The organism is Slackia exigua ATCC 700122 (genome assembly GCF_000162875.1).
GTDB lineage: Bacteria > Actinomycetota > Coriobacteriia > Coriobacteriales > Eggerthellaceae > Slackia > Slackia exigua.
Map to the genome: position 1 here is coordinate 52,025 of NZ_GG700630.1, position 15,359 is coordinate 67,383.

Here is a 15,359-nt window from a genome sequence, read left to right on the forward strand (position 1 = left end):
CGCTGCGGGATCGGGAAGAACCAAGGGGGAGACCATGCTCTTTCTGGGCATAGACATCGGCGCTTCGACGATCCGGCTCGCTGTCGTGGACGGCTCGGGCGCGATCGTCCGCATGCTGCGCGAAAGCCATAAGGGCGCAGCCGTCGCGTGCCTGAAACGCATGCTCGCGCATCTTTCGGACGAGATCGAAGGCGAGGTCTGCACCGCATATGCGGCAAGCGGCTCAGGCTGTTCGCTGCTGCGCGATTTCGATCGCTCCGTCCGTGTGCTCGAGGATGTTCCGGCCATAACCCGAGGCCTTTCCGCCATTGCCCCCCATGCGCGCAGCGTTGTCCAGATCGGCGGGCAGAGCGCATGCTTCATAGCCCTGTCCGAAGACGGGTCCGCGCCTCGGTTCGCCATGAACGAAGGCTGCGCCGCAGGCACCGGTTCGTTCTTCGAGGATCAGATGGAGCGTCTCGGCCTGCGCATCGAAGACTATTCGCGCCTGGTGGCGAATGCGCGAAGCGTTCCACGCCTCTCGGGGCGATGCTCGGTTTTCGCGAAAACCGACATAATCCATCGTCAGCAGGAAGGCGTTCCCGTCGAAGGCATCCTGCTCGGCCTATGCTTCGCGACGGTCAAAAGCTACAAGGCGACGATCGTTCGGCGCATGCCCGTCAAGGCTCCCGTCGCGCTGACGGGCGGCACTTGGCGAAACGCTGGAGTCGTGCGCGCCGTGCGCGAATCGTTCGAGCTTGGGGACGACGAGCTGCTGGTAGGAGAAGAGCTTGAGTTTGCCCAGGCCGTGGGGGCGGCGTTGCATGCTCGGGATGGATTCGCCGGGCGTGATGATGCGGATGGGACGCGTAATGGAACGCGAGACGGAACGTCGCGTTCCCCCCTTTCCGCAACGAACGGCATCGACGAGGATGCGCTCGAACGGCTCGCAGGGCTGCTCGAGGCGAAGTCCCTCGACGACGCGCTTCCGCGCTGCGCGCCTCTCGTGGACCATGGATACGAGCCGGGGGAAGGGTACGTCTGCCGTCCTCGGCCTTGGCGCGCAGGGCCTGATGGGCGCGTCTCCTGCGTCATAGGAGTCGATGCCGGATCCACAAGCACGAACATCGCGGTCGCGGATCTTGAAGGGCGCCTTCTCGATGCCCAGTACCTGCGCACGCGCGGGGATGCGTTCTGCGCTGCGCGCGACGGGCTTGCCGCCCTCGGCAAGCGCCTCGGCGACGAGCTGGACGTCAGGGCTGTCGTCACGACGGGATCGGGGCGTTCTCGTCTGGCCGAGCTCATCGGTGCCGATCTGGTGCGCGACGAGATCACGGCGCAGGCGCGTGCGGCAGCCGAGGTCGATGCGCGCACGGATACGGTGTTCGAGATAGGCGGCCAGGATTCGAAGTACGTTTCGATGGCGTCCGGGCAGGTCGTCGAATTCCAGATGAACAAGATTTGCGCTGCCGGCACCGGTTCGTTCGTGGAGGAGCAGGCTGCACGCCTGGGAATCCCGCTGGATGGATTCGGTGCCCTCGCGCTTTCGAGCACGGCGCCCGTCGATCTGGGGGAACGCTGCACCGTGTTCGTGGAGACCGCCATACACGCCGCGCTCGCCAAGGGAGCGCGCCTGGAGGACGTCGCCGCCGGGCTGTGCCAGTCCGTCGTGCGCAACTTCCTGCATCGCGTCGTCGGTTCGCGTCCCGTAGGGCGGCATGTGGTCCTGCAAGGCGGCGTCGCCTACAATCCCGGCATCGTCGAGGCTTTCCGACAGCATCTCGGCGACGCATTGCGCGTCTCTCCGCATTTCGCCATCTCGGGAGCTTTCGGCGCAGCCTTGCTCGCGCTCGATGAGCTTCGCTGCTCCGATTCGCCTCTTCGCAAGGAGGGAAGCGTCTTTCGCGGCTTCGACCTTTCGAGGGCGGTCGGGACGCGTGATGAGGCCGATGCGCAGGAGCGAGAGACCAACCGTATCCTGTTCAAGGAGACGCAGAGTCTCATGCTCGATGGATACGTCCCGTCGCGCGATGCGTCGAAGAAGACCGTCGGCATACCGCGCAGCCTGCTCATGTACAAATTCTTCCCTTTGGCGAATGCGTTTTTCACCCAGCTCGGCTTCAACGTGCTCCTCTCCGACACCACCGATGAGGAGACGGTGCGTGCAGCTCAGGAGCATGCCGCAGGGGAGACCTGCTATCCGATCAAGCTCATGTACGGGCATATGGCCCAGCTCGCCGATGCCGGCGTCGATTACGTGTTCATGCCGACGGTGCATACTATTCGGCATGTGACGAGCCGCGTGAGGCATAACTACGGGTGCGCCTATATGCAATCGGCTCCGAAGCTGGTCGCGGAATCCCTAGGATTCGAGGAGCGCGGCATCGAGCTGCTCTCTCCCATGCTCGACATGGATTTCGGTCAAGAATCGCTGGCATCCGCGATGCTCGGCGTCGGAGAGCGGCTCGGGTTCGATGCGCGGAGCACGGCGAAGGCGATGATGGCAGGCGGATTCGCGGTGCAGAAGCTTGATGCGAGGACCGAAGCGATCGGCCAAGAGCTTCTGGCAGGGCTCGGACCCGACGATCGCGCCCTCGTGATCGTGACGCGCCAGTACGGCATCAACGACCCCGTGCTCAATATGGATATCCCGAACCTGCTCATCGATCGAGGCCAGAAGGTCATCGCCCTTTCGAATCTCAGGGCGCACGACATCGACGTCAGCATCGACTATCCGGGCGTCGTCTGGCCGTTCGGCCAGCATATTCTTGCGGGCATGAAGCTTATCCGACGCGATCCGCGCCTGTTCGCGGTATACCTCACCAATCACGGCTGCGGGCCCGACGCCATGCTGTCGCATCTCGTTGCAGAGGAGATGGGCGATAAACCCTATCTGCAGATAGAGGTGGACGAACACTTTTCCAAAGTGGGCGTCATCACGCGCATCGAAGCCTTCCTGAACGCGATCGCGCATTGGAAGGAGGAAGGGGCGCCGACGCGGGCCTTGGCGCACGTGGTCGATGACGAGGGGTATGCATCGCTTGACGACGGCGTGCGGACGTTCATTCCGTCCGTCGGCCCGTATGGCGACATCATTGCGAGCGTGATGCGGCGGCGCGGCGCCGATATCCGGTTGATGGGTTTCTCCGAGCATTCGCGCGAACGTGCCGCCCGCGAGCTGTCGAGCAAGGAGTACTTCAGTTTCTCGTGGCTTTTAGGCATGGGTATCGAACAGGCTGAGCGTGCGCATGATTCGGCATCCGACGTGCGGCTGGTCATGCCGGTGTCCGCTTCTGCCGAAGCAGACGGCCTGTACGGACGGGTTCTTCGCGCCGTCCTCGACCGCCGCGGGCTCACGCATGCGCGCGTCGCGTCGGTGATGCTCGAACGGCTGCCCTGGCGTGTGGGGTCAGACGTGGCGCAGGATGTCTTCCGCGCAGTCCTTGCAGGCGATATTCTGCTTGCGGCGCCTCCTGCGCTGCGGGGGAGGCTTCTTGAGCGCTTCATGGCCGGCGCGATCGATGAGGACGTCCTTCTCGAAGCGGCCGCAGAAGCACGGCGGCATGCGCATGCGTCTTCGAAGGTGCTCTTCGCGTGCGGGGAATGGCCGTTCGTCTACGACGATGCGCTCGTCGATGGGACGTGGTCGAGGCTCGAAGACGACGGCTTCGTCGTCAGGCGCATGCCGTTGTCCGAATACCTGCTCTTCGCCTGGATCGACATGGCGCACGAAGATGAACGGGTGCGACCGCGCACCCCGTTTTTCATGGATCACGTTCTCGATAGGACGTCGGAAGCCGGCACCCGCGTTTCGCCCGTGGCTCCCGAGCTCGAGAACCGGCTTCGTGCGCATAGGCGCGACGACGACCTCGCGCTCGAGGAGCCTTCGACAGAGGAGAAGCGTGCGATCATGCGCGGCTTCGGGGGGCTTATGGCACGCGTATCCGAAGCGCTCGGGCCGTCGAGCCCCTTCGCGAAGGATTTCCCGGCGCTCTTCGATCATGCGGATGAGATCGTCGGCCCCCTGATGGCCGGCAACGGCAGATATCGGGCCGCCAAGGCGCGCGATGCGTCGAGGGATGCCGATGCCGTCATCCTCGTCGCGTCCATGTACGAGAACGTCGATCTCGTGCTGAAGCTCGCAGAACGCAGGATCGCGTGCGAGGCGCCCATGCTCAGCCTCGCCTTCGACGGCACTCTCGACCAAGGAAACGAGGAACGCCTCCGCTCCTTCCTGTATTACTTGAGATAGCCGTCGCGCGCGCAGTGCGATGGACGTCGCGGATCGTGCGCCGCGCGGTTGACGAGGGGGGTCGCATGCGGAGTGCTGTCGAAAGAGGGCGCGCGGGCTTTTTCGCGCGCCCTTGGATCCTATGCCTTCAGGGCCTCCGCCCACACCTGTTCCTTGAAACCGGTCAAGACGATGTCGCCATTGATGAGGATAGGGCGTTTGACCAGCATGCCGTTTGTTGCCAGCACCTCGATGATCTCGGCATCGTCGGCGTGCGCGAAACGGTCCTTGAGCTTCATTTCACGGTAGAGCATGCCGCTCGTGTTCACGAACCGCTTGATGGGAAGCCCGCTCATCCGATGCCATGCGGAAAGCTCGGCGGCTGTCGGGTTGTCCTCCACGATGTGGCGGTCGGTATAGCCGAAGCCCGCATCGTCGAGCCACTTCTTCGCTTTCTTGCAGGTGGAGCACTTAGGGTATTCGATGAACAGCATGATGCCTATGCCTCCTTCACGGCGCCGTAGCGTTCGTAGTAGGCATCGAGCGCGGCCTTGATGCCGTCGTCGATGACGACGCGCCCGCGGACCTTACGGCCGTGCAGATGCGCGGTGACTTCTTCCATGTCGACGATGGCGGCGGTGGGAAAACCGTAGCGCTCGCGCACCTCGTCGAGCGCGGCCATCGTGCCGCCACGTCCGACTTCCATGCGATTGAGCGACACCATAAGCCCTTTGACCTCGATGTCCGCCTGGGATGTGATGATCGGATAGGTTTCTTCGATGGACTTGCCCGAGGTGGTCACGTCTTCGACCATGATGACGCGATCGCCGTCTTTCAAGGGCGATCCGAGAAGGATGCCGGCATCGCCATGGTCCTTGGCCTCTTTTCGGTTGGAGCAGTAGCGCGCTTCCTTGCCGTAGAGCTCATGCAGGGCCATCGTGGTCACGACGCTCAGGGGAATGCCTTTGTAGGCCGGTCCGAAGACGACGTCGAAGTCCAGCCCGAAGGCGTCATGGATGGCGCGCGCATAGTAGATTCCCAGGCGGTGCAGTTGATCTCCCGTGACGTAGGCGCCCGCGTTCATGAAGAACGGGGAGGTGCGCCCGCTCTTGAGCGTGAATTCGCCGAACTTAAGGACGTCGCTTTCGACCATGAACTCGATGAATTCCTGCTTGTACCGCTCCATCGTGCGTCCTTTCGGGTCGGGTGCGCCGCACGCGCGGCGCGACGGCATGCGAACCGCCGTGCGCGTTTCGGCGTATACACGCTCATGTATCGTGCATCAGGTCCTTTTTCAGGTGATCTCAATGCCATGCGCGTCTTCTTGCGCTTGAAGCGCGCTGCTATCTTACTATAGTGGGCGCAGGAGCGGTTCGCGTTCTGTCGAGACGATGCAGAGGCATGGCGAAGGGGGAGCGGCGCATGAAGGCGATCGAAGGGGGCCGACGTGCGAAGGCAGGAGAAGGGGAGGTCCGTATGGAGACGGCTGAGAGAGGCGCGCGCATCCGTCACGTGCTGCTCGTGATCCTGCTTCTGAACCTGGGCGTCGCCTTGGCGAAGATCATCTGCGGCAGCGCGTTTTCGTCCGAATCCGTGCGCGCCGACGGCATCCATTCCCTCTTCGATTCGGCGGGAAACGTCGTAGGTCTGGCGGGCATCGTCATCGCCGCCCGTCCGGCCGATCGCGACCATCCGTACGGCCATGCCAAGTACGAGACGTTCGCGAGCTTGTTCATCGGGATGCTGCTCGTGTTCGCGGCCTACGAGGTAGGATGGAACGCCGTGCAGTCGCTCATGAGCGGCGAGTCCCATGTCGTGGCATCTCCTGTCGCATTCGCCGTGATGGTGGTCACGCTCGTCATCAATCTGGGTGTCACAACATATGAACGAAGGCAGGGCAGGGCGCTCGGCAGCGCCGTGCTCGATGCCGACGCGAAGCACACGCTGTCGGATGCGCTCGTCTCCATAGGCGTCATTGCGGGACTCGTGCTTGTGAAACTCGGATTTCCCGAGGCAGATGCCGTAGCGGCGCTCGTCGTGACCATCGCCATCTTCTCGACGGCGTTGTCGGTGCTGAAAGACGTGACCGAGACGCTTTCGGACGAGGCTCGTGTGAATCCGGAGCGCATCAGGTCGTATGTGCTCTCTATCGAAGGCGTTGCGGCGTGCCATAACATCCGTACGCGCGGCCCCGAAGGCGAGGTGTTCGCGGATCTGCATATCCTGGTCGATCCGGATATGAGCATCAGCCGCGCGCATGCGATCGGAAATGCCGCCGAGGCGCTCATCAAAGAGAGAATTCCCCAGATCCGCGAAGTGCTCGTGCATCTTGAGCCCGCCACCGCCCAAGAGCTTCACGAAGACGACGTGCCGCTTGAGACCGAAAAGACGTCTTCCTAACAAGGCGAAAGACGGGTTCTGTCGGGATCCGATACGGTTTACGGGATGTCGATCGGGCCGTCGGCCGACGTGTCTTCCAGGGTTGCGCGGGATCGGTCGAAGTGCGTTCGTTCCTCTCCTATAATTGCGGCTCCACGAGAGACAGACGCTCGCACGCTCCGTCACGGAGGTGCCGATGGGAGATTGCATCATGACCGATGAAAGGAATGCGGAAGCCGTCTCGGCGCGCATCCGCGCGCTTGCGCTGGCTCAGGAACGCGCGGCCGACCTGCTCGATGCCACACCGGCCGCCGATGCGCTGAAGGGTTTTCGAACGGCCTTCGAAGCGGCGGGCCTGGACGCATCGGCCTTTCCAATCCTTTCGCTCGATGCGCTGGCCGCGCAGTTCGACGTCGTCTATGCGCTTGAGGACGAAGGGACGTATCTGCTTCAGGAATCCCGATACGTCGGCGACCCTCTTTCGGTGGAAAGCGCGATCAAGCGCACGTTCGACAGCATGGGATTCACTGGTTCGAACGCGAGCTTCCCGTTTTGCCATATAGCGAACGAACTGCGATTCCTTGCGTTCGTGCTGAACGCGTGCGAAGACGTGCGCGCGGCCGGCGATGCGCGAGGAGCGATGCGTTTCGCGGGGGTCGCCATGAATTTCCTGGTCGACCACCTAGGCTACCTGCATCAGATGGCACTTGAATGCGACCTGTTCGAGGCACCCGCATATGCGGAGATCGCACGTGCGACCGAGATGCTGGCTGAGGTCGATCGCGAAGCGTTCATCGGCTTCATGCGGCCGCTTCGATAAGAGGATCGGTCGGCTGGATGAAGATCCGGCCGACCGATGGGATCCCATGCGCACGCACTGTCGGCATGCGCATAGCAGGCGGATGGATTGCAGAATCGAACCGGTCTTTCGATCCGCACCTATACGATGCGGAGGAAACGGATGCTACGCTTCTGCCGCCGCGGCGCGCGTCTGCGCCTCGATTCGGAGCGAACCTTCGGCGGCTGCATGCGTGCGACGTGTGAGCAGGTAGAAGAACGGCGTGTCGAGTGCGGCGAGGATGAACTTGATCAGGTACTGGCCGACCATCATCGCGCCGAGCTGCGGAAGCATGGCCGAGTCGAAGAGCCAGCCGAACCCGATGCCGAACGCGATGCCGACGAACACGACGGTATCGATGATCTGCGACGTCATCGTGGATGCATTGTTCCATATCCAGCGCCAGCGCGGGTTAGCGGTGGCGTCGAGCACGCGGTTGCGAATCTTATGGAAGATCCAGACGTCCCACGACTGCGACATGAGATAGGCGGCCATGCTGCCGATGACGAACACGACGTTCTGCCCGAGCAGCGAATCGTAGGCCGTCTGCATGGCGGGGTCGGCTGCGGGAAGCTGCTGCGTGAACACGATGAGCAGCGTTGCCAGAAGCTGACCGGCGAATCCCCAGTACACGATCGTCTGGGCTTCCTTGCGCCCCCAGACCTCGCCGATGACGTCGGTCATAAGGAAGGTGATCGCGTAGCAGAGCGCGGCGCCGGGAAGCACGATGGTGCTTCCGAACAGGGGGATGCCCGTCTGGATGGTCTTGCCTGTCACGACGTTGGAGATGACGAGGGCGACGACGAAGACCATCGCGCAGAGCAGCAGGTTCTCATTGGTTCTCTTCATGAAGGGTTCCTTAGTTTTTTTAGGTTGGATGGTTTCGAACAACCTCCCGGTACCGCCGGGATCGGGCTTTTCCATTGCGTCCGCGAAGGGGCGCGATGCCGGATTATAGCGCAGATGCGCCGTCCGGTGCGGAGGAATAGCGAATCGGGTCTTCCGCGCCGTTCGCATGAAACGCCGCGATGCGGTCGAGGCATGTTCCGCACGTGCCGCAGGCGACATCGCCGCCCTCATAGCATGACCATGTGAGCTCGTAGGGAACTCCCCGCTCAAGACCGCAGGCAACGACGCCTGCTTTGGTGTCGTTCACGAAGGGCGCCTCAAGCGTCACGTTGCCGTAGGTGCCGATGCGCATGGCGTCGGACATGGCGTCCGTGAAGGCGGGCGAGCAGTCGGGGTAGGCGTCGCCTGCCGCATCGTCGGCATGCGCGCCCAGATAGACGGCGCAGGCCTCGTCGGGATAGAGCGATGCGGCCAGAGCGGCTGCGGCGGAAAGCATGAGTCCGTTGCGGAAGGGCACGTAAGTGTTCGGACGTCCGGCCGCATCCTTCTGGTCGGCGTAGGTGCCGCGTGCGACATCCTGCGTGCTGCCCGCCATGAGCGCGTTGTCGGAATAGCGAAGCACGCTCGCGATGTCGAGCACGTAATGCGCGACGCCGTAGCGTTCGGCGACGGCCTGTGCGGCGTCGAGTTCCTTACGGTGGCGCTGCCCGTAGAAGAAGGAAACGGTGGATACGTTCGCCGTGCTGAAGCGCTCGACGGCAAGCGCCAGGCAGGTGGTGGAATCGATGCCTCCGCTCGACAGCACGAGCGCGCGGGTCGGGCACGTGGGCGACGAGGCCCGCATCCCGCCGGATGCGGGCGGCGAAGCTGCGACCGGGACGTTTTCCGTCGTCTTGGATTGCCTGCTCATGCGCGGGCATCGTCGCCGCGGTCGAGGTCGGACAGCTGCGCGAACATGCGCGACGCCGCGACGTCCTGGTAGCCGAACTTCGGATTCGCCCAGTTCGCAAACGGATAGATGGAGATCCCTCCGCGCGGATAGAACATGCCGCGGACCTCGATGTACTTCGGATCCATGAGCTTTGCCAGATCGTTCATGATGATGTTGGTGACATCCTCGTGGAAGTCGCCATGGTTGCGGAAGCTGAACAGATAGAGCTTGAGCGACTTGCTCTCGACCATGCGCACGCTGGGGATGTAGTTGATATAGAGCGTGGCGAAGTCAGGCTGGCCGGTGATGGGGCAGAGCGTCGTGAACTCGGGGCAGCGAAAGGTGACCATATAGTCGCGGTCCTGATGCGCGTTCTCGAACGTCTCCAGCACCGAAGGGTCGTAATCGTTCGGGTACGATGCGCGCTGGTTGCCGAGCAGGGTGATGCCTTCGGCTTCGTGCTCGCGCGTTTTGGCGGCGGCTTCGGTAGGCGTCATGGAGCTCCTTTCATGTCCGTGTCGTCATCCATTCTAGCGTCGAGCCGTGCAGGACGCGTGGACGGACGGTGTGTGCATTGCATGCCCTATGCCGGAATGCGCGTGTGGCAGGCGATAGAATAAGGGGAACGCAGATGCCGAGCACGATGAAGCCCGGCATGCCCATAGGGATCGGGAATGTGCGCGCCGTCGCGCGGGAACGAAGGGAAGATGCATGGCAGGGGATGCACGGACGAGGTCGACCGAGGCTGGACGTCCGCATGGACTCTCCGAGCATGCCGACGACGCGCGGTCCGGTCGCAAAGGCTTTCGCAGCGTGCGGGAACGCATGCGTCTGGGAGAAGCGCCCGACTTCATCCTGTCCGAGATCGCGGGCGCGCGCGATGTGCCTTCCTCGCAGGCAGGGCGGACGCCGCTTGCCCTGCGCGTTTTCGGCATACTCAGCATCGTCGTGGGAACCGCGGTCGTCATCCCTCTCGTCTTCTTCATCCTGCGCGCCTTCGTGAGGTTCGCCCTGGGCCGTTTCGAGACCTGGTCGACGGTCACCTTGGTCGTGGTCATCGTGAACCTGGTGTCGGCGGCGGTGCTTATCGGGATGTTCGTGCTGCTGGGAGTGAGGCTTCTGCGCAGCAAGCGACGTCTGGCGGCTGAGCTTGCCTATGCGATGATCGGCGTCGATTTCGTGGTTGCCGCAAGCTACGTCATGCTTCTCGGCATGGACTGGATCGCGCTTTTCTTGGTCGGCGTCGCGCTTTTCCTCGTCACGCTGTCAAGCTATATGGATCCTTCTTTGGCGCAGGAGCGAGAGCTTCAACGCCGTCTGCGCGACATGGATGCGCGTTCGCAGGCGGAAGAGGGGACGATCGGACGCGACGAAACGGGACGCGGCTACATCGCGCTCAATTTCATCAACCTGTTCTGGATATTCACGATCTGCAGCGTCGTGGGGCTCGGGCTTGAGACGGTCTACCATCTGGCGCTGTATGGAGAATGGCAGGATCGCGCGGCGACGGTGTTCGGGCCGTTTTCCATCATATACGGCGTGGGCGCCGTGCTCATCACGATCGCCCTCAACCGCTTCTATAGGAAAAACCCCTTGATCATCTTTCTGGTCGCAGCCGTGATCGGCGGCGCATTCGAGTTTTCCGTCAGTTGGCTTATGCAGATGGCGTTCGGCATCACGTCTTGGGATTACACGGGAACCTTCCTTTCGATCGGCGGACGTACGAACGGGTTCTACATGACCATGTGGGGGCTGCTCGGCTTGGCGTGGGTGAAGCTCGCCCTGCCGCGAATCCTCAGGCTCATCAACCGCATCCCCTGGAACTGGCGGTACGCGGCAACGTCGCTTTGCGCGGCGGTCATGATCGTCGATTGCGGCCTGACGCTCGTCGCGCTCGACAGCTGGTTCAACCGGCTTGCCGGCATTCAGACGAATACCGAGATCGAGCGGTTCTGCGACGATCGCTTCGACAATGCCTTCATGGAGCATCGCTTCCAGACGATGGCCATCGATCCCGAAACCGCCGTGCGCGGCGACTGACGCCGTCCGCTATGCGCCGAGAGGATGCTCCGATTTCGTCGGGCTCTGGCTTCAGAAGTCATGCACCGAAGCGTTTCGAATGGAATCGCGGAATGGTTCCGTATATCAAAGACGGGAGACGCTTAGGTCTCCCGTCTGCAGTTTCATGGTCGGGTGAACAGGATTCGAACCTGCGACCCCTTGACCCCCAGTCAAGTGCGCTACCAAGCTGCGCCATCACCCGATATGCAATTCGTGCGTCTGCTTGACGCAAGGAAGCATTCTACCGTTTCGAGTCGTACGGCTCAAGACCGATTTTCAAAACCAGCACAAGTCGAGCTTCGAGCCGGCTCGCAGGTCCGCACGTCGCTAATCGTAGGGACCTTTGGCGTAAAGCCTCCATTCCCGTGCAGATGCGAGGCCGGCAGGCATGTCGGCGGTATCGACCGATCCTCGGCCACGGTACCCTTATATATCCCATGCGAGCTGGTCGGTGTGCAGCCATGCCTCAGCCGTCGGCGAAAGGGGCTCGCCGATCCAGTCGGCGTAGAGCTTCTGCACATCCGGGTTCTCGTGCGACATGCGCAGCACATCCGCTCCGTCCAGCGCGTTCAGGACTGCAGCGCGTTCCTTCGCGAGTTCCTGATTGAAGGCGATCGGTTGCCCGCCGCCTCCGACGCAGCCGCCCGGGCAGGCCATGACCTCGACGAAGTCGAACTCGACCTCGTCGGCCGCCAAAGCGTCGAGCAGCTTCGAGGCGTTTTCGAGCCCGCTTGCGATCGCGATGCGCACCTCCATGCCGCCGACATCGAGCGTCTTGGATGTCCAAGGCTCCTCGGGCGTCGCTGCGGTGCAGTCGGTCGCTTCGATCGGCAATGTCGTTCCCGTTATCAGGTAGGCCGCCGTGCGCAACGCCGCCTCCATCACGCCGCCCGTGCGCCCGAAGATCGTGCCCGCGCCCGTCGACGTGCCGAGAGGATGGTCGAACCCCTCTTCGGGCAGCGACGCGCAGTCGATGCTGAACATGCGCAGCATGCGGTCGAATTCGCGCACGGTCAGGACGGCATCCACGTCGGTTCCGCCCTCGGTCGAAAGCTGCGGCACGCCGGCCTCGTACTTCTTGGCGACGCACGGCATGATGGAGATGGTGAACAGCTTCCGCCCTTCGGCTTCCGCCTGCTCGCGAAGCGTGTTCTTGATCGTGGCGCCCAGCATCTGATGAGGCGATTTCGACGTGGACAGCTGCGGGGCGAAGTCGGGATAGTGCTGGAGGGCGAAGCGCACCCAGCCTGGGCAGCACGATGTGAACATCGGGCGCTTCTTGCCCGCCTTCACGTATTCGACGAATTCGCTCGCCTCTTCCATGATGGTGAGGTCGGCGCCGAAGTCGGTGTCGAAGACGCGGTCGAATCCGAGGCGGCGCGCGGCGGCCGCCATGCGGCCCTGCGTCGCGAGCGTGCGATCAAGCCCGACGCCTTCTCCCCAGCTCGTGCGTACGGCAGGCGCGATTTGCACCACCGTTTCGACGGTCGGGTCCATGAGCGCTTCCATGACGCGGTGGATGTCGGCGCGCGCCGTGAGCGCTCCGGTGGGGCAGTGCGTGATGCACTGGCCGCACAGCGAGCAGCCGGCATCTGCGATAGGAAGGCCCTCGCGCACCGTGACCTTCATATGCGGGCCTGTGCCCGTGAAATCCCATACGGCGCAATGCTGGTTCTTTTCGCAGACGGACACGCAACGCATGCATTTGATGCACTTGGACGAATCGCGGCGCAGCGGGAAATCGTGGTCCCAGTCGCCGGCCTTCGTCTGGTTCGAAGGGAAGGGGAGGTTCCACGCTCCCAAATCGCGCGATATCTGCTGCAGCGCGCAGGTGTCGGCGCGCAGGCAGCTCGTGCATTCGCTGCGATGCTCGGACAGGATCATCTTCACATTGCTGCGGCGCGCGGTGACGACTTCGGGCGTGTTCGTGCGTACCTCCATGCCTTCGGCGACCGGGGTGGTGCACGAGGCAGGGAAGCGGTCTTCTCCTTCGACTTTCACGACGCAGACGCGGCAGGCGCCTATTTCGTTCAATCCCTTGAGCTCGCAGAGCGTCGGGATGGTGATGCCGGCTTCTCGCGCGGCGTTCAAGATGGTGGTTCCTTCGGGGACGCTGACGGGCGTGCCGTCGATCGTGAGCCTTACCATTTGACGGGCCTCCCTCCGCGCAGCGTTCCCATGCCGTAGTGATCGCAGCGCAGACAGCGGCTGCATTCCTGCTCGGCTTCCTCATCGCGCAGGGGTATCTCGACGCCGTCGAAATCGTGCGCGCGATCGAAGACCGAACGCTCCCGGATGTTCACGCGCCCGCAGGCAAGCTTGGAATCGAATGATACGGGCGGGATCTCCACCTCGTCGTAGACGTCGTGGTGGAAGCCGAGGAAGGCATCGATATTCGCCGCGACGGCCTTGCCTGCATCGATGGCGCGGATGACCGTCGAAGGACCGGTTTCGCAGTCGCCGCCGACGAATACCTTGTCCATGCCGACGGCGCGTCCGTGTTCGTCGGCCTGAAAGTGGCCGCGTTCCGCAGGCAATCCCTTGGAGGTGAAGTACTCGTATTCGATGACCTGCCCGATCGCCTCGATCAAAAAGTCGCATTCGAATGCGGTCTCCTCGGCGCTCGTCGGCTTGGCACCGGGACGTCCGCCCCGATAGAGGCCGGGCATCTGCGGTTGGACGACGAGGCGGATAGGCTTGTCGGTGCCGGCGTCCACGCGCACGGGCGACATGAGCTCGACGATCTCGCATCCTTCCTCGACGGCGGCGTTCACTTCTTCGGGAAGCGCCGTCATGTCCTTCTTGCGGCGGCGATAGACGCAGCGCACGCTGGCGGCGCCCAGACGCTTGGCCGTGCGCGTCGCATCCATGGCCACGTTGCCGCCGCCCACGATGACGACGTCTTTGCCGGCCATGTCTATGGGGCGGCCGGACGACGAGCGATGCAGGAACTGCACGGCCGAGAAAACCCCTTCGCGCGTGGCGTAGTCGATACCGAGGTCGCGGAAGTGGTGCGCGCCGATGGCGACGAACACGCAGTCGTGCGATCCTTCCACTTCTTCCCATGTGACGGTCACACCGACCTTGGTGTTGTAACGGACTTCCACGCCGAGCGACAGGATCGCGTCGATATCGTAGTCCAGATTCTCGGCGGGCAGGCGGTAGCGCGGGATGCCGTAGTACATCATGCCGCCCAAGTGGTCGTTCTGCTCGAACACCGTGACGTCATGGCCCATGAGCGCCAGGTAGTATGCTGCCGAAAGGCCGCTCGGGCCGCCGCCGATGATGGCGACGCGCTTGCCGGTGGCAGGCGCCTTCGCCGGAGCGGGCACGAATCCTGCCGTCAACACCGCGTGCTGTTTGATGGCGCGGATGTTGATGGGCGCATCGATCATGCCGCGACGGCAGGTGGCTTCGCACGGATGCTCGCACACGAATGCGCAGGCGCTCGGGAAGGGATTGTCGTTGCGGATGACGCGCACGGCATCCGCATAGCGCCCGGCGCGCACCAGGTCGATGTAGGCCGGGATGTCGATATGCGTGGGACAGCCCTTGACGCAAGGCACCGATGTGAAACGCTGCTGGCAGATGCCGCGCTCGAGGTGCGATTCGGCATCTTCCTTGATGAGGTCGGCGAAGGCGAGACCGATCCGTCCGGCTTGAAAGCCGATCGCGCAGTCGGATGTCGTGTAGAGGGCCTGGCAGGTGTCCATCAGGCGATCGACGATGCCTTCGCCCCCTTTGCCTTCGAGGATGTTTTCCAGATCGTCGGTCAGCCGGCGGAGCCCGATGCGGCAGGGCGTGCACTTGCCGCAGCTCTGCGATGCGCAGAGGCTGAAGAAGCCTGCGGCGGCCTCTATAGGACAGTTGGCGTTGCCTGAGACGTTGAGCCTGCGGATGGCCGAATCGGTGATGACGCGGCTTTCGCGATCGGCGTCCGTAGGCGCGAAGATTGCGAGTCTGCTCATGATCCCCCTTGGTCATGGTGTGGTCGCTATCCGTCGCATGATACGCGAACAGCGTACGTCCGCGTAACGCGATGCGCTTTGATACGTATTTTTAACGGGGGATGGTCGGACGCGATGCGAATG

11 protein-coding genes and 1 tRNA gene are annotated in these 15,359 nt (G+C 63.0%); 4 read left to right on the forward strand and 8 right to left on the reverse strand.

Going from position 1 to position 15,359, the window contains the following annotated elements; all coding sequences use genetic code 11:
* The first annotated feature begins 34 nt into the window (after positions 1-34).
* Entirely contained in the window at positions 35-4,231 is a 4,197-nt protein-coding gene (locus HMPREF0762_RS00235) for an acyl-CoA dehydratase activase (protein WP_006361300.1), read from the forward strand.
* A gap of 119 nt (positions 4,232-4,350) precedes the next feature.
* On the opposite strand, the gene HMPREF0762_RS00240 is transcribed toward HMPREF0762_RS00235, so the two are convergent.
* Both HMPREF0762_RS00240 and pyrE read right to left on the reverse strand, forming a co-directional pair.
* A complete protein-coding gene (locus HMPREF0762_RS00240) occupies positions 4,351-4,704 on the reverse strand; it encodes an arsenate reductase family protein (protein ID WP_006361301.1) in 354 nt (117 codons plus the stop codon).
* 5 nt (positions 4,705-4,709) lie between these two features.
* Entirely contained in the window at positions 4,710-5,396 is a 687-nt protein-coding gene (pyrE, locus tag HMPREF0762_RS00245) for an orotate phosphoribosyltransferase (RefSeq protein WP_006361302.1), read from the reverse strand.
* Between the two features lie 290 nt (positions 5,397-5,686).
* On the opposite strand from pyrE, the gene HMPREF0762_RS00250 reads away from it, so the two are divergent.
* Together HMPREF0762_RS00250 and HMPREF0762_RS00255 are read left to right on the forward strand one after the other, a co-directional pair.
* Positions 5,687-6,610 (forward strand): cation diffusion facilitator family transporter, encoded by a 924-nt coding sequence (locus tag HMPREF0762_RS00250; RefSeq protein ID WP_050759681.1) that lies wholly within the window; start codon positions 5,687-5,689, stop codon positions 6,608-6,610.
* 175 nt (positions 6,611-6,785) lie between these two features.
* A complete protein-coding gene (locus HMPREF0762_RS00255; protein ID WP_006361304.1) occupies positions 6,786-7,409 on the forward strand; it encodes a hypothetical protein in 624 nt (207 codons plus the stop codon).
* A gap of 144 nt (positions 7,410-7,553) precedes the next feature.
* Here the strand turns inward: HMPREF0762_RS00255 and HMPREF0762_RS00260 are convergent, their stop codons facing one another.
* From HMPREF0762_RS00260 to queF, 3 genes are all read right to left on the reverse strand, one after another.
* Positions 7,554-8,276, reverse strand: coding sequence for a queuosine precursor transporter (locus tag HMPREF0762_RS00260; protein ID WP_040618716.1), 723 nt, complete (start codon positions 8,274-8,276; stop codon positions 7,554-7,556).
* A gap of 103 nt (positions 8,277-8,379) precedes the next feature.
* Positions 8,380-9,186, reverse strand: coding sequence for a 7-cyano-7-deazaguanine synthase QueC (gene queC, locus HMPREF0762_RS00265; protein WP_006361306.1), 807 nt, complete (start codon positions 9,184-9,186; stop codon positions 8,380-8,382).
* Positions 9,183-9,704, reverse strand: a complete 522-nt coding sequence (gene queF / locus HMPREF0762_RS00270) for a preQ(1) synthase (protein ID WP_006361307.1) — start codon at positions 9,702-9,704, stop codon at positions 9,183-9,185. The genes queC and queF overlap by 4 nt, the downstream gene beginning before the upstream one ends.
* 214 nt (positions 9,705-9,918) lie before the next feature.
* Between queF and HMPREF0762_RS00275 the strand changes: the two genes are divergently transcribed.
* Positions 9,919-11,247, forward strand: coding sequence for a putative ABC transporter permease (locus HMPREF0762_RS00275; RefSeq protein ID WP_115314176.1), 1,329 nt, complete (start codon positions 9,919-9,921; stop codon positions 11,245-11,247).
* A 146-nt stretch (positions 11,248-11,393) separates the two neighbouring features.
* Here HMPREF0762_RS00275 and HMPREF0762_RS00280 read toward each other — a convergent pair.
* The 3 genes from HMPREF0762_RS00280 to HMPREF0762_RS00290 all read right to left on the reverse strand — a co-directional run bounded on the left by HMPREF0762_RS00280 (position 11,394) and on the right by HMPREF0762_RS00290 (position 15,236).
* Positions 11,394-11,470, reverse strand: a tRNA-Pro gene (locus tag HMPREF0762_RS00280).
* 224 nt (positions 11,471-11,694) lie between these two features.
* On the reverse strand, positions 11,695-13,416 hold the full coding sequence (locus tag HMPREF0762_RS00285) for a [FeFe] hydrogenase, group A (protein WP_006361310.1): 1,722 nt from the start codon (positions 13,414-13,416) through the stop codon (positions 11,695-11,697).
* Positions 13,410-15,236 carry an NAD(P)-binding protein gene (locus HMPREF0762_RS00290; RefSeq protein WP_006361311.1) on the reverse strand — a complete coding sequence of 609 codons (1,827 nt, stop codon included), beginning with the start codon at positions 15,234-15,236 and terminating at the stop codon, positions 13,410-13,412. The genes HMPREF0762_RS00285 and HMPREF0762_RS00290 overlap by 7 nt, the downstream gene beginning before the upstream one ends.
* Between the last annotated feature and the right edge of the window lie 123 nt (positions 15,237-15,359).